Origin of the sequence: Shimia fortis, from assembly GCF_040225985.1 — a bacterium.
Classification (GTDB): Bacteria; Pseudomonadota; Alphaproteobacteria; order Rhodobacterales; family Rhodobacteraceae; genus Shimia.
On record NZ_JBBPEU010000001.1, the window covers coordinates 368,620 to 388,636 of the forward strand.

The window sequence follows — 20,017 nt, forward strand, 5'->3', positions numbered from 1 at the left end:
TTGTTATTGATTACAACCGGCGCAGCAAGGCCGCGAGGATCAATGCCATGCGCCCCTCAAGACCCTGTCGGCGTAGGCCGGTGCGTTGCAGCATCGCTAACCGCAAAATGAGGTTTGCATCTCGATACTTTTCGAATGCGACCAGAATTTTCTGATTTTCCGCAGTAAGACGGTGCGCCGAGTTCTTGAGTGCCTTGATATTGAGCGTATTCCAATACCTGAAACGTCCATTCAACATATTCCGCAAGCGTTTGAGGCGGGCGGAAAGTCCGTTGTTCGCACCAATGATGTTAGAAGAATGCTGACGATATAGGAGATGCGGGTTGGGGTCGTAGATGATCTGGCCACCAACACCGGAAATCAGCTGATAGACCCACCAATCGTGCATAACGACTTTTTGAGTTTCCGCAGCAGCAGCTTTCAAAAGAGTAATCGCTGCCCTGTTGATCATCATTGTGTTCCCGCCTGCGATGTTTTGAACCAATGCATGGCGGAAACACGGATTCTTTCTAAGTTGCGAAATCTTCCGGCTTTCAAGCTTTTCGTCGCAAACCCAGGTACGCCCACAATAGAGAGTTGGAATATTCGGATCACCTGAGTCTGACAGAGCTTTGGTGCCGCTTTCGATTTTGGTTTCTAGCCACACATCATCCTGATCCGAGAACATGGCAGCATCGATCCAATCTGGAACCATGTTCAGAAGGCTCATGAAATTGCGGGCGGCGCCCATACAGGGGCCTTCCACAAGTTTCCCGTTGATTTGCGGATTGCTGGCAAAAAATTGTGCAACGAGGTCCTTGGTGCGATCGGTCGATCCATCATCGCTGACCAGAATCAGATTTGGTGGGCAAGTCTGGCTTGCAATGCTTGAAAGCTGCTCCTCAATGTTTTCCGCACCATTGTACGTTGCCAGAAGAACGGCGACTGTTGCCGAGCCATTTTCTTCATTTCGTGCACGTGATGACATTTGAAACAACGTATGTTGGCGGAAAGATAGCCAAAGCTTCCTAGCGCGATAACGGAAAAAACTTCAATTGTGAATGCGATAAAAAGGGGGATGGAAACCAACTTCCATCCCCGACAAAAACAGTATGTGGAAAACGCCCTGGCAAACCCACGGCGTCACTCCATTTGCTAACCGTCTTCAGACGTCATTCGTATAGTTAAAACGTTCCATCATCGGTGCGCAGACTTCGCGCACAACCTTGCGGTATTTCTCTTCCAGCGGACTTAGGCGCGACTTTGTATTGATGGGGCCATGATATTTCGGCGAATACCACGGGTTCGAATCTCCGGCATCCTTTTGGGGCGCAGATTCTTTGACCCCAACCTTGTCTGGATCAAGATCGGTCAGACCGGTAAAGTTACGCAGACCTTCGATCGTTTCCGGCACAAGGATGTCTTCATAGCGGAAATGGAAAAGGCTACCCTCAAGAATCGGATTGTCCAGATGCGCATAGGTCTCATTGTATGACCGCGCCGTGTTGCGCGCCATACGCTCATTGAACTCTTGCTCGGATTTCTTGGCCACTTCCTGACGTGAACGCACAACATCATAGGGGTGACGGACAACTGTAACAAAGCGCGTACGTTCGCCAAGAAGTTCCCGAACCACAGGGAATTTCGGTGTCATCAGAGGGTTCTTGACGGTCAGTACCTCGGGGTTCCCCAGAACCAAGCTTACGTGCTGGAGCGAAGTGTTTACCAAATTTGCAACATGGATCCGGAAGTGTTCAGGTTCGGCAAAAAACGCATTGGTGTGGTTGGACCAGTTGTTTTTGCCAAGAGCGTAGGAATTAACCAAGGGAAGTACAAAGCTGATTTCCGGGTGGTAGGCGTTGGTGCGTGTGGATGTACAAAGCAATTCATGTGTCACTGTCGTCCCAGACCGAGGGGCACCTCCGACAAAGACAACGGGTTGAGTTGCGTTCTGTTCGACCATTTTTTCGTTCCCTAAGATATGCGCTGGAAAAACCAATCGCAGTGTAGTGGTGGCTAGAGTCCTGTATACACGCCTTATCGGCGTCTTCCTACCGGCCTCTTTTTGCTTGAGTGCAGCTTATCGTACAAGCCTTTTGCCAAGTATTCTCCAATTTCGACGGCTTTTTCGGCCGTTAAGCCCGGATACGGTTCCCAAGCCTCATCAAGCGATACTGGCGGGCCTTGGAATAGCTGGCCATCGCTCCGCCCGAGGAAAGTTTTCGCAACCTCTGCGTTTGCCTCTTCATATTTTTCCAGCAGGGCGCTGCGCTCTTGCGGTGACCAGAAGTATTTCCATTCTTTCGGATCCGGATGTTTCGCGGAATATTCTCCCAGAATGTCTTTGTAGAGTTTCAAACGCGGACCGATCCGGCGCTGTTCTTTCATCATGGTAAAGAAAGCAAGGCAATCGCGATTGAGTCGCGAGTTCTGAAGTTGCGGTGGCGTAAATTCTTCCGAGAACGGCGCACCGATACTTTCCAGGAACTGTCTTTCCACGGGCTGTTGTTCATCACCTTTCTCGAAAACAGTGATGTGCATGTGATCGTTGCCAAACACATTGCCCCAATCAGTCAGTTTCTTCAGATAGTCGAGCGCGTGTTCGCGAAGGGCAAGATACTCTTCCTTTGTGTGGACGTCGGGTCCGTTTTTTAACTCTTCCTGATAGGCCGACTCCAGCCACTGATCCTGTCGGCGAAGAAAAAACACAACGCTAACATCAAAATCGTCGAAGTAATCGCGAACTTTCTTGATCCAGGGCACCGATACCAAGGCTTCCGTGCTCATGATGACGTTATCGCATCCGGATTTTTCAAGCTCGGCAAGCAGGTCTGCTTTTACCTTCGAGGGATCCTTTTTGGGGATCCAGTCCAACAGAACAGGGCGGAAGAAATTGCCAAGCGTGTGATGAGCAACGTACTGACGACCGGATTTTGGATAAAGCCAGCCTTTTTCTGCCAGCGCCTTGTCGTTGTTAGCCAGAAAATTCTGAATGGTCGTGGTCGCCGTTTTCGGAAACCCGACATGTAGATACAGTTTCGGCATTTTTCTCCTTCGAAACGCGGCGATTAGATACAGATTTCCGCGTTTTCTGGCTGTTTTCCCTATTTGAACAGTTCGTCAAACTCGCGTTGTTTTTGCCGGAACTGTTCTCGGGGCAGTTCATAGTAGATATTGTCTTCGTCTTCGGAAACACGGTTCGAACCGAAGCGATCATGGAAGCGCAACGTGTGGGTGTTCTCCTTGCGAACGTCAAAGACCGACATTGGAAGGTCCAGCACGTCAAAGCCGTATCTGTAGACTTGGATTGCACTGTCCAGTGCCGCTTTTTCTGGCTTGTTTTCGTCTAGGATCCAGCTTCCCCAGGTAAACTGGCCGTCGTGGATGTCATACAAGCGTACGGTACCGCACCGCATGTTGTCCGAATTTCTGAAGACAACAAAGTAATATTCAGACCCTGCTGCTTCTCGTTCCTTATACCGACGAATCCATGCGCGTTGGTCGTCTGCCGTGCCAGTCACTTGTGACAAGTGGGCATTGTAGCGTGCATCGTTGCGCAGCCCCCAGATGTATTCAGCATCTGCTTCTTCAACGACCCGGAGGGTCAGGTTGTAGCCAATTACTTCGCCGCTCTTGTTTTCCATCTTGTCCTCCGGTTTTCTCTTTGTGTGTCGTTATGTGCTTCAACTCAGAGCAAGGATCGCGTCTTTATACCCTAAACACCAGTTTCATTCCGCGTGTCGAATGTGTTCAAAGCGTCTACAATCGCATCCTGCATCGCAAGCGAGAAATCCGGGTTTGCGACAAAAATCGGGTTCTTCGCCGCATCCTGAATATCTCGCGAGAGTTGCTCCAAACCAGCGCGGTCTCGTGCCAATTCGCCGACAAGCGTGACATAATCATCAGGTGTCGAAGCAAGCGTCTGGTCAAAGCCGAGCGATTTCACCAAGAACTGGTCGATAGAACGCGTATTGCGCCGACGCAGCACGATTGGTGGTGTGCCATAGATTAACGCCAGATGGGTCATCGTGGCACCGCCATGCGGGAAGGACGAAAGATAGATGTCCGAAAGTGACAATGCGGCTTCCGCCTCGGCGACACTCAGCTCGCTCAGAACAATGACATTGTCCAGTGAGATACCAACTTCTTCAGCGGCCTCGGTTAGCTGTCTGTTGAACACAAAGGCTTGGCTGCGCCCCGCCCACCCGGGGTTGTAAGGCGCAAAGAGAAGCTTGCCGTTAGGCACCTCTGCCAACGCGCGCAACATCGTGACCAGACACTCGTGACGCAGCTTTTGCGAAGACCCGCCGTTTATCATAACGAAATCGTCTTCCCCGAGTCCCAAAGACGCACGGTCAAACGTCGGTTTCGGCTTCGGCTTCAGGGAGTTGAGGTAGTTGATGACGGGCCCGTCAATGCGAAGTATCTTTTCAAAGTAGTCTTCATCCGAAACCTCCGCAGCCGCATCATCGCTGAGGCCAGTGAGGAAATAATCGAAAGACGGGAAGCCGGGGGACATCGGAAGGTGGGAATTCAACACCATCTGAATGGGTGCAACCCGATGGTAAAGCGCGATCTCCTGTTCACGCACACCAAATGTCGTGGCGTTTGCATAGAGGAACACATCAAGGTCATCGGCCAGTATGGTTTCGCGCATGTCATGCGGATCGTTTGAAACGATACGGCGATGATCGATTGCCTTATCAAAGACGCGGTCGAATTGCTCATCTTCGGCGACAACACGATCGTGGAAACCTACGGAATAGGCGAAAACCTCGAACTTTTTGTGGTCAAAGGATTTGAAAAACGCTGCGACGGCTTCACTATCAGGGCCTTTTGCAAAGGTTCGGCAAAGGATACCAACTCGGATGCGACCCTGCGAAAGGTCATCAGGCCGAGGTTTCTGCCGCGCCAGCGGACCGGTCCGCGATGCAACCTGTTCCAAAAGACGGTTACGCGCGGCCAGTACCGGCTTCAAGGGTTCACCGACCAGAAGAAGCTGCCCAAGGTCAATCCGGGCCGCCGTGTCGGCAATCATCTTGCGAACAGCCATCGGGTTTTCTGGGGCAAGATGTACGGCTAGCCAATCGAGATAGGTAGCTACAAATCCAACATATCCAGCGTCATCCCCGTCGCGGAACAGGACAGGCGGTGTAGACAGCCAGTTCAGATAAAGACCGCGGTAGCGTTCTTCGATTTGTCCGATGTCGGCCACGAGGGGCAGCTGCCATGCAGGCACATATAGCATCGCAGCTGCAAGCATGCGTGCAAAATTGCCGTCACCTTCTTCGTCATTGCCGTCGTCGTCGGCTTCCTGGCTTTCGAGACCGCTTTCGCCTTTCGACAGATCGTCAAAGTAGCTTTTGATTTCTTCGATGATTCTGACTTCATCGTCGCCGAAATCGTTTATTGCAAAGAACCCAGAGCGTACATTGGCATAGAAGTGAGCAAAAAAACCGTGACCCAGCAGCCTGTCAATTTCGGCTTGCTCAAGGTTCATCAGAAGTTCGCCGAGCTGAGCCCGCATTTCTATGACGCGTTCGTTAAACCCGTCCGGTGTTGGCGTTGACAGAATGCCCCACGCACCGGTCACGACGTCTGCCTGATGGTTCAGGTCGAACAACTCGTTCAAAAGAATGTGGGCTTTCGTCGTGTCGGACTCGACCTCTTCAAGATCTTGCGAGTGTGGATAGAAAGGCGTGATGAGGTTTGTCGGAACCGTAAAGTCTTCATGTGCTTCAGGTACGTTCCCGGGGGCAGAACCCGCGACCCGCCATCCGGCGATATTGATCACTTCGTGCCCGAGGAGTTTACCGAGAGCGCTCCACAAATAGAAGTTTGTGCCTTTCGCATTCGAGAAAAGCGCCAAGATACGGCTGCTTTCAGGCGCAAAAAGCATATTGGTCAGGTGTGCGCCGCTTTGTGCAACAATCTCACAACGGGCGCGTCCGAAGAGTTGAACCTGATCGGCGAAATGCAGCGCGCCGCAGCGCACCACGTCAAATCCGCGGGTTACCAGTGCGTTCTGCACTTCTTCCGGATTCAGGATTTTCCGAATGGCGCCGTCGCGACGCAAGTAAAGATGCTGCTCATCTTCCGGAGTTGAAAGGGCCCGCCCCAACTCGGCAATTTTGCGCACCATGATCGGGTGAAAACGCAGAGCATCCGCAGGCGGCATTTCATTTTCAAAAGCGTCATGGATGAGGTTTGGCATGCTGCCCACAAACAGCCTACCCACCTTTACCGACAGGTTTCGTGCCAAGCGCAGAACGGGGTACTCGGGTAGAAACAGGCGAAGGGCTTGATAATGCTGGTCCGGCATGTCCTGATCCGCAAGGATCGGCGTGCCTCTAGGGGCCAATTCTACGGCCAGTAGAATGCGCGGCAGAACTTCCATCAGGAAGTGGAAGTAATTGTGGCTGTAGGTGCCAGATGCGAGAATGCCGGTCGGGAATATTTGGGCGGAACGGTAGCGGCGCAAAAGCACCTTGCCGTTGGCAACCGAGACCACCGCGGCATTCTCTTTGACCCGCATTATTTCAGGATCAAATCCAACCAAACCGGGATCAACCCATTGCCCGTCCTCTGAAATGAAACCGTCATTTCCCGGAACAAGTGTCGCGTCATGATAGACTGATGCCGAACCTGCAGGCGCCAGATACTCACCGCTTTTGGGGGCGATATGAGTTTGCGACACCACCGACGGACGGTCCACAAACACGGTTTCCTCGGGAAAAATCTCGCGAGATTCCTGCGCGCCTTCAGTGCCGCAGGTAAATTGGCGCGTCTCGGTCACCAGCATCGGGTTTTCAGGCGCGGTGTCAGGATGCATAGAGGACGCAAGCATGTCTGCTGCGGCATCATCGCCACCCATCTCAAACAGGTGGATAGCCGTTTTCCTGGATATGTCACGCAACCCCTCGTTCATGGGAAGGCTTGTGTGGAAAAGCGACATGCCCTTGGACAGGTAGTCAAGGATCGCTGAGCCGCCACCCTTGCCAAGGAAGCTCTGGAAGTAATGACGCGTATCAAAGGCAGGGTGTGCGACGCGGTTTTCTTTTTCGCCGTGGCGGAGGAAGTGAACCAAGGGGTTCATGCTGTTAGCGCGCAGATCCGGGTATTTAAACAGGTAATGCTGCACCGAGAACAAAGGATGTGGGTCGATGTTATGGGCTGCACCGGATTCAATAAAGTATTCTGTTGGTGTAATCGGGAGCGTCGAGACAAATGGGGCCTGTTTCAGAATATGCTGTCGCTGGACCAACGGATGCGTGTCCACGTCCAAATCATTTCTTGCGGCGTGCCTAAGAACGGTATCCGCCGCGACCAATGTTCCGGGTCGCATGCGCTCTACATGCGTGATCGAAATAAGCGGGTGTGGGTTCTGTTCGGTCAGGTTGCCTTCGATCAAATGCGCCCAAAGCAGGTTTGGTGCGGCATTTGGATAGCGTGATCGTGCACGTTGGCCAAAACACTCGGGATCAAAAATTCGGCTGCTTGTGATCGCGTTCTTTGCGGGATGAACCCCACAAATGAAGTTCAGTACATGTGTGAACTGATCAGGCCCGCGAGGCGCAATCAAGTCAGGTTTGATCAGAGGGTGGGGGCTTAGTCCGTCCTGAGCCCCCGACGTGAGGTAGTGCACCAGCAAAGGCTGGCCTTCGGGCACGAGCTTTGCCTGTCGGGAATAATGGCGCGGATCGAAAAACATGTGTGGGCGGACCCGGTCACGCGCCTTGAGATAGCGTACGAGAATCGAGTCTTCGACCGCATCACCGGTCGCAGGTTCCCAGATCCCAGCCTCGGCCATGGAGGTACGACACAGAAGAGGATCGAACAGCACGTGTGGCCGGATACCACGGGACTCACCGCGCTCGATGTAGTGCGTCAGGGGTGCGTCTTCTGCTAGCTTATGTTCACGGCTGGACAGTTGCGAAAGATAGTACCCCGGATCAAAAAGCGGATTGGGAACGCGGTGCTCACTTTCTCCGTAAAGCAGATAGTGTTCATACGGCTCTACCCCGCTCTCAACGAGGTCCGGGTTCATGCCGAGGTAGTGTTCCGTATCCAGCAGCGCCTTGATGATCGTTTCGCGGTTTTCGCCGATTCCAGAAGGTCGCTGCACTTCGGTTGCATTGATCAGCGCGCGCAGCCTGTTGGAGAATTTTGTCCCCGATGCCTTGGAATTAAACCATAGGCGTGAGGACGCGGACATGTCTCGCAGTTTTTGGGTGCCACTCTTCTGCCAGAACGAGGCAAGAAGGTCACTGAATTGATCGGGGTCTTCCCACACAAGCACATCATTTGGGGCATGGGTAAGTCCCGAAGTATATCGGCTCGCCTCGTCTTCGCCGCCGCCATAAACGGCAATGGGAATACCGGCATAGGCAGCCTCAACAATTGTGAGGCCCCCACCGATCGGGAAGGACGTCACGAACAGTCCTACTTTGTAGGCAAGAAGCGTCTCAGCAACAGAGCGTACTTCGTTGACCAGCCAAAGCCGTTCGCTCGAGATGCCCTCTTCTTTCAGCTCGGCAAGGATGTTCTTCCTGAGGCTGTCGGTGAGTGGCCCGATATGCAGGTGCCGACCGTGCGTGACATTCAGGATCCGCGCGATCATTTTAGGGAGGCCAAGCTCTCCCTTTTCAAGGAATTTGTGATAGCCGCCACAGGTTGCTGTAATCAGTGACCCTGTTGCAAAAAAGTCCCTGTCTTCTTTTTCAATCAACGCCGTCAGTTCCGGCTGGATGGGGGGATCAAGAAGCTCGGGGTTGAACGAAAGAGGCAGCACATGCACGCTATAATCTTGGCGCAGATCAAGGATACGTTCTTTTTGCTCGGGGCGTATGGCAATATGTGTCGCCGTTTCGAGATCAAGCCCGACACTTGCCACAGTGTCAGCGTGGTGCACGACATAGGCGCGTTTACCGTAGCCACCCGCAAACTCGCTCAAGGCAACCGCCGCCAAGACATCCTCGGGATGAGGTAGGATGAAAAGCCGTTGCGCCACGAAACAGGACAGCTTTTCACGCAGCCACAACATGCGGTCGAATTTGCCCAACGAGGGGTCGGGGTAGATCGGAAAGCCGCCCGCCGCGGTGATGCTCTCGATGCCGAACTGACGACTGTTTTCAAAAGCCCCCGTGAACAGGACGATATGGCGTTCCTGTGGGCGTGTTGCGATCATCTGCTTGATCAGCTTGCCGTGGCCACCTGTTTGGTAGATCTCGCTGACCACGTAAAGATTGGTGGGACGATCAAAGCTGATTGGCTCTGACGTGATGGGAACCTGGGCTTTGACTAAGTCGGACAGAGCGCGACATTCAACGTCGAGATCCTCAAGAAAGACGCCGACTTTGTTGGCTTCATCCTTGACACGCGCCCTTGCCCGAGAAGACAACAACTCGAGCGACTGCGCCAAGTTCTTGTCCTGTTCAAAGAAGTGAGAGGACGTGGGGTGGGCAATCTTGTTCATTTTTACGTCCTGGTTTTGAACTTAGAGTTTAGTACGCTCGCGAGCGACCTGATCAATGATCCGCGCGATTTCACCTGCCTGATCCAGACTCAGATGTGGGCCGATAGGCAAGCTAAGACAGGTGCGGCAAATCTCTTCGGTCACGGGGTAAGACTGATCCCCGAACTCATTCCGGAAAGCGCCGCTGTGATGGTTGGCGATCGGATAGTGCATGGCGGTCGGAACGCCTTGTTCGAGCAGAGCTTGATGGAGCCCTTGTCTGTCGTCATTACGCACAACAAACAGGTGCCAGGATGACTCTACGCCTTCTGCCAATACAGGTAGGGTAAGACCCGGAGTCTCAGCCAGAACCTCCTGATACACAGACGCGATTTCGCCGCGTCGGGCATTCCACTCGTCAAGCTTGCGCAGCTTGACGGACAGCATTGCGGCCTGCATCGGGTCCAGACGGGAGTTGCCGCCAACTTCGTCATGTTGGTATTTAACCTTGGAACCATAGTTGCCCAGCAACCGGATACGGTCTGCCAGTTCGGCATCGTCGGTGACGACGCCACCGCCATCCCCGAAAGCACCAAGATTTTTTCCTGGATAGAAGCTGAACCCTGCGACGTGACCAAGTTTACCAGTGCGCAGATTGTTGTCGCGTGCGCCGTGGGCTTGTGCCGCGTCTTCAATGATTTTGAGATCGTATTTCTCAGCGAGTTGACGCAAAGGTTCCGCCTTTACCGGCTGTCCATACAGATGCACCGGCATGATTGCCTTGGTACGCTCGGTGATCGCGGCCTCAATAAGCGCGATATCGATGTTCATCGTGACCGGATCTGCATCAACCGGCACAGGTGTTGCGCCCGCTTGGGAAGCTGCCAGCCAGGTTGCGATAAAGGTATTGGCAGGCACGATGACCTCGTCACCATCACCAATTTCCATGGCGCGCAGGGCCAGAATCAAAGCTTCAAGCCCGTTGCCTACGCCGACGCTATAGTCTGCGCCGCAATATGCCGCAAATTCAGATTCAAAGGCCGAAACAGCATCGCCGCCGATATACATGCCCGAGTCCATGACATGGTGATAAGCAGCGTCGAGTTCTTCTTTGAGGGATGTGTAAGTAAAGCCAACGTCGAGGAAAGAGTATTTCAAAGCTTCAAGCCTTTTCGAGTTTAGTCTGAGTCCTTGTTCAGCGCCCAGGCGCTAAAGTCCTCGAATGTGTACAAATAGTCTTCTACTTCGTAGGGTCGCGATGCCAGCACGCACAGGATAGACTGTTGCGCACCGAACTTGATGCTGCGCCACATTCCGGGCGGCACGTAAAGACCGACCTTCGGGCTGTCGAGGTGGAAGTGGTATTCGTTTGTGCCATCGTTGAGCGTGACATCGCACATGCCGTGCATGGAGATCATGATTTGCTCAAGCTTCTTGTGACCGTGTTCGCCGCGCACGATGTCTTTCGGCGTGTCGTACAGATAGTAGATACGCTTGATCGAGAAAGGCAGTTGGTCGCCTTCAATCACACCGAGAGCTCCGCGACCGTCGAGGTGTGTGGCGCAGTCAATGAGTTTCGGTTTCAAGAGCTCGTTCACGTTCATTCCTCACAACGTTTGGGACGTTCCAAATTAGCACACTAAAAAGTTTTGTTCGTCATGTTTAAACAAAATCCGGTCGGAATTTGCAAATAAAGCACGTCCATCTAAGCGGGGCTTAAGGGCATTGCAAGATGGTTTTTCGAGTGAAAACTGCACCCGCTTTGATTGCTTGAACTTCTTGCCAAGTCTCGGGAAAAAATGGAAATTCCGACTTGCATCCAACAAAAATTCTGCAGCGCAGCTAGAGGGCATTCAGTGTAGAATTTCAAGAGTCATTGCAGAACGTTGATTCCAAGGGAAATATTCTTGGCTCAAACACGCGATCGGCTCTGGCTGAGGAAAAATTGGTTGCGATTCTCCTAATCGTGGCAAGCATGCAAAACACTTTCAGATTGTATTTCACTCTATCTCTAAGCGCCAAACCCGCAGTTTAGACTGTTCTTTTGGGTGCCGTTTCGACATGTGCGTCTGTTCAGCGCACCTTTCATGTGGGGCCAATTGTTGGACGTCGAGTCGGGCAAAAAGCGGTCGGAACGTTGGAGAAACACAAAAGGGCCAGTCGCTTTCGCTGACTGGCCCTTGCCGGTACTAAGGTGAACGATCCTTTAGTCGTTCAGGATGTTCTTGAGGTATTTGCCATATTCATTCTTTGCATATTTCGCGGCGTAGCTTTCCATCGCCTCACGATCAATCCAACCTTGGTCGAACGCGATTTCTTCGGGGCACCCGGTTTGCAAACCCTGACGCCGCTCAAGCGTACGCACAAAGTTGCCTGCGTCCAGAAGGCTGCCGTGGGTCCCTGTATCCAGCCACGCATACCCGCGACCCATGCGCTCGACCGAAAGCTTGCCTTCGTGCAGATACATTTCAAGCAAAGTTGTAATTTCGAGTTCTCCACGCGGCGAAGGTTTGACTTGCTTGGCAAGCTTCGGCGCATCACCATCAAGGAAGTAAAGCCCCGTCACGGCAAAGTTTGATGGCGGAACTTCTGGCTTCTCGATAATGTGGGTCGCTTGCCCGTTCTCATCGAAATCAACCACGCCGTATCTCTCAGGATCTGCGACCCGGTATCCAAATACTGTACCGCCTTCTTTTTGCGCATCAGCCCGGCCAAGGAGTTGCGGCAGACCATGTCCGAAGAAGATATTGTCGCCCAGAACCAGGGTCGACGGCGCGCCGTCAAGAAACTCTTCCGCGAGAATATATGCTTGAGCCAGCCCATCTGGGCTTGGTTGTACGATGTAGGTGAACGACATGCCCCACTGGCTGCCATCGCCGAGGGTCCGTTTGAATTGTTCCTGATCTTGCGGGGTAGTGATGATCGCCACTTCGCGAATGCCTGTCAGCATCAGCACACTGATCGGGTAATAAACCATCGGTTTATCATAAATTGGCAGAAGCTGTTTCGAGACACCAATGGTGATCGGATAAAGACGAGTGCCAGAGCCGCCGGCCAGAATAATACCTTTGCGTTTTTTCATGATTTTTTCCGTCAGTCGTTTGTCAGAGTTTTAGTATGAATGGCTTGCAGGGATTGGATCTTTGCGATGCACCTTGTTTGTGTTCAGAACACTTCGATTGGCCTTGATGCCATATTGAAGAGGGATCAATGAAAAGAGTGTTTGATCCGACTTGTCGCGCATCTGGGCTGGAACATTCATCACAAGAGAGGTCATTGTTCGTTCGCAGAGCCTTGCAATTGTTTTCGCGGCATCGCCATCGAAGCGACGTGCTTTGCCAAACCTTCAAGACATTTGGTCTATGCTTGTCAACAGCGACGCCTTTAAAACCTTTGGCCCGCTGCTATTGGTCATACCTTTGATACACAACGAGCGCAGTTGCAGGTATGGTTGCCGAGTATATGTGAGACTCAGCCAGCTGCGTGGCCGCTACGAGTTAGGCCTGAAGCTCTTTTAGGATGTCAGCCAGTGATTCGCGCCAATCCGGTCGTGTAATGCCAAAAGTCGAAAGCGTTGCGCTGTTATCCAAGCGAGAATTCAACGGACGCCTTGCAGGAGTTGGATAATCACTGCTGGGTATGTCTATGACATTACAGCGGGTGCCGCTTTGGCGGAATATTTCACGTGCGAAATCAGCCCAGCTTACATCAGGTGCCCCGGTAAAGTGATAGGTTCCAGTTTTAGAAGGGTCTTCCTTCAACTGTTTCGCAATAGACAGGCAAGCATCCGCGATATCAGCAGCGCAAGTTGGTCCACCAATCTGATCGGCCACGATGGTGAGAGACTCTCTTTCGCCACCTAGCCGGAGCATTGTTTTTACAAAGTTGTTCCCATGAGCCGACACAACCCACGAAGTTCGCAAGATCGCATGAGTACCACCAGCGGCGCGCACTTTTTCTTCGCCAAGCAGCTTACTTTCGCCGTAGACGCCAAGGGGCCCGGTAGAAGCGCCGATTTCAAACGGGGTGTCACCCGTGCCATCAAACACGTAGTCCGAAGATATATGCACAAAGGGTAAACCGCGCTGCGCTGCGGCTTGCGCCAATTCGCCGGGGGTTGTTCCGTTCACGACAAGTGCAATGTCTTGTTCAGTTTCGGCCTTATCAACGGCTGTATATGCAACCGCGTTTATAACCGCGTCGGCGTCGGTTTCGGCAACAAGGCGCTTGCAGGCTTCGGGGTCTTCGAAATCGGCGTCTTCATGCGCGAGGACATCAAGCTCGATATCCCCGGCGCGACGTTGAAGTTCTTGGCCGACCTGTCCGACATCCCCGAAAACCAGAATTTTCACGCTTTGACCCCCAGACGTTGACCCACACCGTGGCGCTCTTGCAAGGGACGCCACCAGGCTTCGTTGTCCAGGTACCATTGCACGGTTTGCCGCAAGCCTTGTTCAACGGTGACCGAGGGTCGCCAACCGAGCTCTTCGCGGATGCGCGTGGGATCAATCGCATATCGCGCATCATGCCCCGGGCGGTCAGTGACGAACGTAATCTGGTCGGCATAGCTCCCGTCGGCTTTTGGGCGCAGGTCGTCGAGGACTGCACAAAGTGTCTTCACCAGTTCTAGGTTCGTGCGTTCGTTTTCACCGCCGATATTGTACGAGCGTCCGAGCTCGCCTTTTTCGACAACCAGAAGCAACGCATCCGCATGATCCTCGACATAAAGCCAGTCACGAATATTCGAGCCGTCCCCGTAAATTGGCAGTTCTTTCCCTGCCAGCGCATTCAGGATGACAACCGGGATGAGTTTTTCCGGGAAGTGATATGGGCCATAATTATTCGAACAATTGGTCAGAACGACAGGAAGCCCATAGGTTTCATGCCATGCCCGAACGAGATGGTCCGAGCTGGCCTTCGACGCAGAATATGGCGAGCGCGGATCATAGGGCGTGTCTTCGGTGAACATCACCTCGGGGTCATTGGGTAGAGAGCCGTAGACTTCATCCGTCGAGATGTGGTGAAAGCGAAAACCTTCAGGTTTTCCGGACTGCACCCAGTAGCTGCGGGCGGCTTCCAGCATGTTGTAAGTGCCGGTGATATTGGTCTCGATAAAGTCGCCCGGACCGTCGATAGAGCGGTCAACATGGCTCTCTGCGGCCAAATGCATGACGGCATCAGGTTTGTGTGTGGCGAACACACGATCCAACGCCGCGCGATCACGAATATCGGCTTTTTCGAAAACATAGTTCGGGCTGTCGGCAACGGTTGCAACGTTTTCGAGGCATGCCGCATAAGTCAAAGCATCGAGGTTGATAACCTCATGACCACGGGAAATGGCCAGGCGCACAACCGCAGACCCAATGAAACCGGCACCACCGGTAACAAGCAATTTCATGATTTATCCTTCATATATAAAGGGGCTGTCAAAGTCCTTGAGTAGCGGTGCCGTCTCGTCCTTTTGGGAAAGAACCACTTCGGCATCGCCCATGCCCCAATCAATACCAATGTCCGGGTCGTCATAACGTACACCGCCATCACATTCAGGCGCGTAGTAATCCGAGCACTTGTAAACGATTTCCGTGTCGGGTTCGCGCGTAACAAACCCGTGCAAGAAGCCAGCCGGAACCAGCAGCTGCCGCCCATTTTCAAAGCTCAGCTCATACCCGACCCACTGGCCGAAAGTTGGGCTTCCTTTTCGAATGTCGACGGCGACATCAAACAGGCGTCCTTTTCCACACCGAACCAGTTTGTCCTGCGCATGTGGCGGAGATTGAAAGTGGAGACCGCGAATGGTTCCAACCTCTTTCGACAATGAGTGGTTGTCCTGGACAAAGTCGATTTCTAACCCGATCTCGGCCATGCTCTTTCTGTTCCAGCTTTCGCTGAAAAAACCACGATGATCGCCGAAGCGGGCAGGTGTAATCAGAAGGACACCGGGTAAATCTGTTTGTTGAACTTCCACTTCAGCCCTCGCAACTTGCCAAATGCTCCAGGGTGGAGAAACGGCAGATACACTTTGCTTTCCACGTCGCAAAAATGAAGGGGAATTTCCACCCCAAAAGTCATCCTCACGAGCATAACAGCCGAAAAACCTGAACGAATGCGATGGGATTTACAGAAAAGCGACACTTTGCCCCAAATAATTTGTGGCGCTTTTCGGTGTGCCGCGACATCATCCAACATTACGTGTGGAAAGCTTGTTGCCCGAGGTTGTTGCGCGGTTTTCGAAATTTGTTTCCTGACTGTTCCTGAATAGTCATTCTTGGACCCTCGGCGATACTGCATGTGACAAGTGCCGTTTTGTTCGTCGCCTAACAAAATCACGGACATCTAATGCTTCAACAAATCGGTATGGCCCTTTCTACCTTCCAAACTTCCGCTTCCTGCAAACGCCGTAGGGGCCTGTTGTACAAGACTGATAGATGGCATGTTTGTCGAACCTTTATGGCCATGCTTCTGGGCGCTTTCATTGTCCCCATCGTGTCGACGTTTGCGACCGCTCAGGAATGGCACCTTTTACACGATTATGAGCCGTTGAGTTATGAAGAGACCAAAACGCTGATTTTGGACCGGACACTGACTTTTCCGGGGCTGGGCCGATCCACCTTTCATGAAGATGGGTCCTTCGTGTTCACCGACGCACAAACCGACGTCACGCGGTTCGGGGTATTCGAGCTGCGTAAAGACGGTGAGCTTTGTGTCGATTTCCAGAATCAGGAAAGGCGCTGCGGGGCCTTTCTGCGGGACGAAGGTGTGTTCCTGCTTTTGAACGGAGACAGACGCCGCATTCCTGTACTGTTCGGTGTACAGCGCCGCCCCTCTCTCAGATGATCTCTGTGCGGGGCCTTAGGGTTTCACGACGTTGGCCGCCCACTGGATTGGCAATGTCCCGCTCAGTTGCAGAGCTGTCTCTTGTCTCAGCCCGAAAAACCTGACACCCCTCTGATCATATAAAGAATTTGGAACATGAGGGTTGCAGATATGTGGAGCAGTGTATTTGCCCGCCGGACATCTGGCGCGCTGACCAAAGCCGTTTTGGCCATCGCCCTGCCTTTCGGGGCACAAGCCGCCACGAAACCCTGCAACAAACCCTTGGCCGACGCCATTCCCAAGCGGACCTTTTCCGCCCCATCGGGCAGCGAACTGATGCAATCCCTGATGAACACAGGCGGGGCACAGCGCGATGCGGCGGTCGCTGACCACGTGCTGTCGGGCAATATTCCGTCATTCCTGCGCGATCTGGCACCGGTGACCATTGAGGGCCGGAAAGCTACTGGAGAAGAGGTCAAGGTCACGATCTGCGTCACGCCCGAATACCTCTCGGTGGGTCATGACCGTGACTTCGTGCGGGTGCCAATGGGCCTGCCCGCCGCGGTGCGCATAGCCGAAGAGCTTGGCTTTTTGCTGCCCACCACCAAGATGGTCGATGCCATCTATTCACAGGCCAAGGTGCGCCTTGCCCCAAGCCCGATGAAACCCACGTCGCAAATGGAATCCACCGCGTATCTGGTGCAGCACGATGCAACTGTCGATAAACAGAGCGAGGCGCATGCGCCCGGTATTGGGCAGCTGACGGCGGGCCAGAAGAAAGACCTCGTGCTGTCCAACCGGCTTCGCGCGAAACCGGGGCGGGTGGCGATTTATGGCTGGCACCGCACGAATGGCAAGCCGATCCAACCGCTCAGCACCGTGCACGGCGCGCGTTATGCGGATTACAGCCATGGCGTGAGGCTGGTCAGCCAAACTGCCTTTGTCGACGGCAAGCCGGTCAGTCTCAAAGACATCATACAGGACCGGAACCTTGCCTCGGTCGTGAGCAGCGAAGGCCCGATCCGTGATCTCAACGGGTTGGTGAAAAGCCTTTACTAAAAACTAATTTACGCTTTTGCAGCAGCGGAACCCAAGGTGGTAATTCTCGTGGCTGCGCGGACTCATGACGCGCGTGCCATGCCAATAGGGCGCACGCCAGCGGCACCAGTCGGCATGGGCCTGATATTTATCCCAGATGAACCAACTGCCCTTCATCTCGGTCACCCCTAACGTTGTGCTGCCACGACTGGCCATCTGGTCGGGAGTCATGGGCAGGTTCATGTGTTCCGCCGCATTGCCGTGCAGATCAAAGACGCCCAACGCGCTCTTGCAGTTGGGAAATGCTCCGGTCGGATAGGTGTTCGAGCCACAACTGTTGAATCCTCCGCCCCCGCATGAAGCGCTTTTCTCGCTGTTTTGCGCACAAATCCCTCGCTGGAAGCGCGGCCCATAGGCCCAGCTTTTGCTGGCGCCATATTTCGCGTTATGGGCGTTGCGCATTGCCGCCAAGGACCCGAGGCCAAAGAAATAGTCGGGTTCCTGCAAGGCTCCAGCACAGGCACCTTCCCATTCGTGGGCATCGCACAACCGCTTGCCCACCGCCGCACAGATTTCGGCCGCCTCGCGGGCTTTGACCCAGACTACAGGATAAGTACAGGGAATGTTCGGGAATTCGAACATGTCGATACAGGCCTTGGCGTCAGATGGTTTTTCTCGGGTCGGATCGAACAGTGGCGCCATGTAGCGGTCGCCACAAATCCGGGTATTACGCGCCGAGTCATAGGATTGCGGGCCGCCGGGGATGCGCGCCGCGCATTGTTCCGGCGTCATCGGATGGCGTGTGATGGCCGGATTGCCCTGACCGATAAAGCCCGATCTGGCAAAGATTTGGCGCAAGCGGCCTAGTTCTGCCCCGTTCAGGCGATGGACGCTTTGCAATTGCTGGAAAAGGACCGCGTTCTGCTTTTGCAGCGCGCTTTCTGCCAAGGTTAGCGACGGCACCAACAGAAGGCCCGCCGCAAGAAACGCAATCAAACCGGCCTTCATGGCGTGCCCTCCTTTCGCATCACGTAAAACAGGTCGCGATTATCCGCAAAGCCGATGAAACGGGGGATCACCCCGCCTCCGCGCACCTTTTTGTCGATCAAAGCCATGCCGGGCACCATGTGCTGCACATGCACTTGCCCGTCCCTTGGCACGTAAAGCGCAAGATAAGTGTGTTCGAGCGCGTTCATGTCCAGAAGCATCGCATATGAACAGCCATAGGCCTGAAATGTGCGTGCCATGGCCGAGGGTGTCGCGGTCGAGAAATAGCCGTAAAGCAGGAACTGCCGTCCTTCATCTTTGACGATGCATCCCCCCGCCCTCAGCGTGCGCAATTCGGCTTTGGCCGACCCCGACCAGTTTCCAGGGCCCCACTGCGTGACGCGGTCGCCGGGCACCCCGAGACCGGTCTCGGGATCGGTTTCCAGAAGCGGCACGCCATTTTGACGGGCAAATTCGATACGCGGCAACAGGGCGTTATCCGCCTCTGTCCATGTTTTCATTTGGATGGTCCCGTCCGTCAAGCCAAACAGTGTCGACAGGTTGGGCTGCAGTTTGCTGAGAATGACACCCTTCTCGATAAACCCGTAATGGTGGCCCAAGTTGAAACCCGCCATATCTCCGTATTTGAAGGCCCCGTGGCTGCGCTTGAAACCAGCGGTGAAGGTGGCAATCGACCGGTTGGCGATCTCTTTGTTCACCATCCCCAACAGGACAAGCGGACGCGGGGATTTGATCCCGTCCGGCCCCGGCATCCCCTTGGGGCGGATCGAGGCTGGTGGGCGCGGCGACCAGCCCAGCGCCGGATGGTCGGTGCCCATGGCAAAGCCCATCTCTAACTGGTCAAGATCGAACGCCACCATATAGCCGGTCGCCTTGCTCTCGACATTGTCGATCCAGTTGGTTTTGCCCGGGCCGTTCAGCACCTCTTGCGAAATCCAGCGCGGCTGAAAAGCGCTGGCATAGACCCCGTGCAAGTCCTCAACCGGATACCATTGCCCGATCGTCATGCGGCCCGGTTTGGCATCCTCCAACGCAATATCCAGGAGGGTCGACACCACCGGCATGTCCTCTGGCGCCTTGCTGCCGTGCATTGCGGGCGGGCCAGACGCAACCGTATCCGTACCTCCGGTGCCGAGAGTCTTGCTGATCTCGACCTCCGAGTCCCTGTAGAAGTTGTCACGCACAAACCGCACGATGCTTTCTCCGCCCCAGATATTGTCGCGCAGAAATTCGGCCGTGGCTTCAATATTGGTGCGCGCGCCGATCACGGGATTGCGCAGCAAAAGCGCGTCCTCACAAACGCCCACATAGGCCAGCCCCTTGGCGCGGGCTTCTTTCAGGGTTTTCTGGTCTTCGGCCCAAGGCCCGCATGTGTGCGTGGCCTCTTTGCGCGTCATCAAGACCGCAGGTGGAGTTGCGGGGTCGAGTGTAATTTGCTGCGTTTTGGGAAAAGGGTTTTCCAGATGGTAACTGACAGGATCGCCGCCCCCGTCCGGGGTGATCTGCAATAGGAACCACGCATTTGTCGCAGGGTTGAGATTTATCAGGGTGATGGTCTGGCCCGTGGCCGGATCCACTGCTTGCTGGGTACGTCGGAAGGGCTGAAGCTCGATCACTGATTTTGCGCGAACCGCTTCGTATGCGTCCCATTGCGTCGCAAAGGTTTCGGCATCCTGCGCTTGCAAGGGAAACGCCATGCAACACGTAACCAATCCCGCGATGCCC

General features: G+C 54.0%; 16 protein-coding genes. 2 read left to right on the forward strand and 14 right to left on the reverse strand.

Features of this window, described 5'->3' with window-relative positions; all coding sequences use genetic code 11:
• Nucleotides 1-10: 10 nt before the first annotated feature.
• From WNE31_RS01665 to WNE31_RS01720, 12 genes are all read right to left on the reverse strand, one after another.
• Nucleotides 11-967: a glycosyltransferase family 2 protein gene (locus WNE31_RS01665; protein WP_349977844.1), complete on the reverse strand. Its 957-nt coding sequence runs from the start codon at nucleotides 965-967 to the stop codon at nucleotides 11-13.
• Nucleotides 968-1,144: 177 nt separating this feature from the next.
• Nucleotides 1,145-1,942, reverse strand: coding sequence for a sulfotransferase (locus WNE31_RS01670; protein ID WP_349977845.1), 798 nt, complete (start codon nucleotides 1,940-1,942; stop codon nucleotides 1,145-1,147).
• Nucleotides 1,943-2,016: 74 nt separating this feature from the next.
• Nucleotides 2,017-3,024, reverse strand: a complete 1,008-nt coding sequence (locus WNE31_RS01675; protein WP_349977846.1) for a hypothetical protein — start codon at nucleotides 3,022-3,024, stop codon at nucleotides 2,017-2,019.
• Nucleotides 3,025-3,083: 59 nt separating this feature from the next.
• Nucleotides 3,084-3,623 carry a GNAT family N-acetyltransferase gene (locus WNE31_RS01680; RefSeq protein WP_349977847.1) on the reverse strand — a complete coding sequence of 180 codons (540 nt, stop codon included), beginning with the start codon at nucleotides 3,621-3,623 and terminating at the stop codon, nucleotides 3,084-3,086.
• Nucleotides 3,624-3,694: 71 nt separating this feature from the next.
• Nucleotides 3,695-9,454 (reverse strand): glycosyltransferase 61 family protein, encoded by a 5,760-nt coding sequence (locus WNE31_RS01685; protein ID WP_349977848.1) that lies wholly within the window; start codon nucleotides 9,452-9,454, stop codon nucleotides 3,695-3,697.
• A 21-nt stretch (nucleotides 9,455-9,475) separates the two neighbouring features.
• Nucleotides 9,476-10,591: a DegT/DnrJ/EryC1/StrS family aminotransferase gene (locus tag WNE31_RS01690; protein ID WP_349977849.1), complete on the reverse strand. Its 1,116-nt coding sequence runs from the start codon at nucleotides 10,589-10,591 to the stop codon at nucleotides 9,476-9,478.
• Nucleotides 10,592-10,611: 20 nt separating this feature from the next.
• Nucleotides 10,612-11,031, reverse strand: a complete 420-nt coding sequence (locus tag WNE31_RS01695; RefSeq protein ID WP_349977850.1) for a sugar 3,4-ketoisomerase — start codon at nucleotides 11,029-11,031, stop codon at nucleotides 10,612-10,614.
• A 608-nt stretch (nucleotides 11,032-11,639) separates the two neighbouring features.
• Nucleotides 11,640-12,515: a glucose-1-phosphate thymidylyltransferase RfbA gene (gene rfbA, locus WNE31_RS01700; protein ID WP_349977851.1), complete on the reverse strand. Its 876-nt coding sequence runs from the start codon at nucleotides 12,513-12,515 to the stop codon at nucleotides 11,640-11,642.
• A gap of 415 nt (nucleotides 12,516-12,930) precedes the next feature.
• Entirely contained in the window at nucleotides 12,931-13,785 is an 855-nt protein-coding gene (gene rfbD, locus WNE31_RS01705; protein ID WP_349977852.1) for a dTDP-4-dehydrorhamnose reductase, read from the reverse strand.
• Nucleotides 13,782-14,831, reverse strand: coding sequence for a dTDP-glucose 4,6-dehydratase (rfbB, locus tag WNE31_RS01710; protein WP_349977853.1), 1,050 nt, complete (start codon nucleotides 14,829-14,831; stop codon nucleotides 13,782-13,784). Before rfbB ends, rfbD begins: the two co-directional genes overlap by 4 nt.
• A 3-nt stretch (nucleotides 14,832-14,834) precedes the next feature.
• On the reverse strand, nucleotides 14,835-15,398 hold the full coding sequence (rfbC, locus tag WNE31_RS01715) for a dTDP-4-dehydrorhamnose 3,5-epimerase (protein ID WP_349977854.1): 564 nt from the start codon (nucleotides 15,396-15,398) through the stop codon (nucleotides 14,835-14,837).
• On the reverse strand, nucleotides 15,359-15,766 hold the full coding sequence (locus WNE31_RS01720; protein WP_349977855.1) for a hypothetical protein: 408 nt from the start codon (nucleotides 15,764-15,766) through the stop codon (nucleotides 15,359-15,361). The genes rfbC and WNE31_RS01720 overlap by 40 nt, the downstream gene beginning before the upstream one ends.
• A gap of 114 nt (nucleotides 15,767-15,880) precedes the next feature.
• On the opposite strand from WNE31_RS01720, the gene WNE31_RS01725 reads away from it, so the two are divergent.
• On the forward strand, nucleotides 15,881-16,267 hold the full coding sequence (locus WNE31_RS01725; RefSeq protein ID WP_349977856.1) for a hypothetical protein: 387 nt from the start codon (nucleotides 15,881-15,883) through the stop codon (nucleotides 16,265-16,267).
• Between the two features lie 135 nt (nucleotides 16,268-16,402).
• The gene (locus WNE31_RS01730) at nucleotides 16,403-17,305 is read left to right on the forward strand and encodes a hypothetical protein (RefSeq protein WP_349977857.1); all 903 of its coding nucleotides are present in this window, start codon (nucleotides 16,403-16,405) and stop codon (nucleotides 17,303-17,305) included.
• 3 nt (nucleotides 17,306-17,308) lie between these two features.
• Here WNE31_RS01730 and WNE31_RS01735 read toward each other — a convergent pair whose 3' ends face one another.
• Together WNE31_RS01735 and WNE31_RS01740 are read right to left on the reverse strand one after the other, a co-directional pair.
• Nucleotides 17,309-18,292, reverse strand: coding sequence for an SUMF1/EgtB/PvdO family nonheme iron enzyme (locus WNE31_RS01735; protein WP_349977858.1), 984 nt, complete (start codon nucleotides 18,290-18,292; stop codon nucleotides 17,309-17,311).
• Nucleotides 18,289-19,989, reverse strand: coding sequence for a hypothetical protein (locus WNE31_RS01740; protein WP_349977859.1), 1,701 nt, complete (start codon nucleotides 19,987-19,989; stop codon nucleotides 18,289-18,291). The genes WNE31_RS01735 and WNE31_RS01740 overlap by 4 nt, the downstream gene beginning before the upstream one ends.
• Between the last annotated feature and the right edge of the window lie 28 nt (nucleotides 19,990-20,017).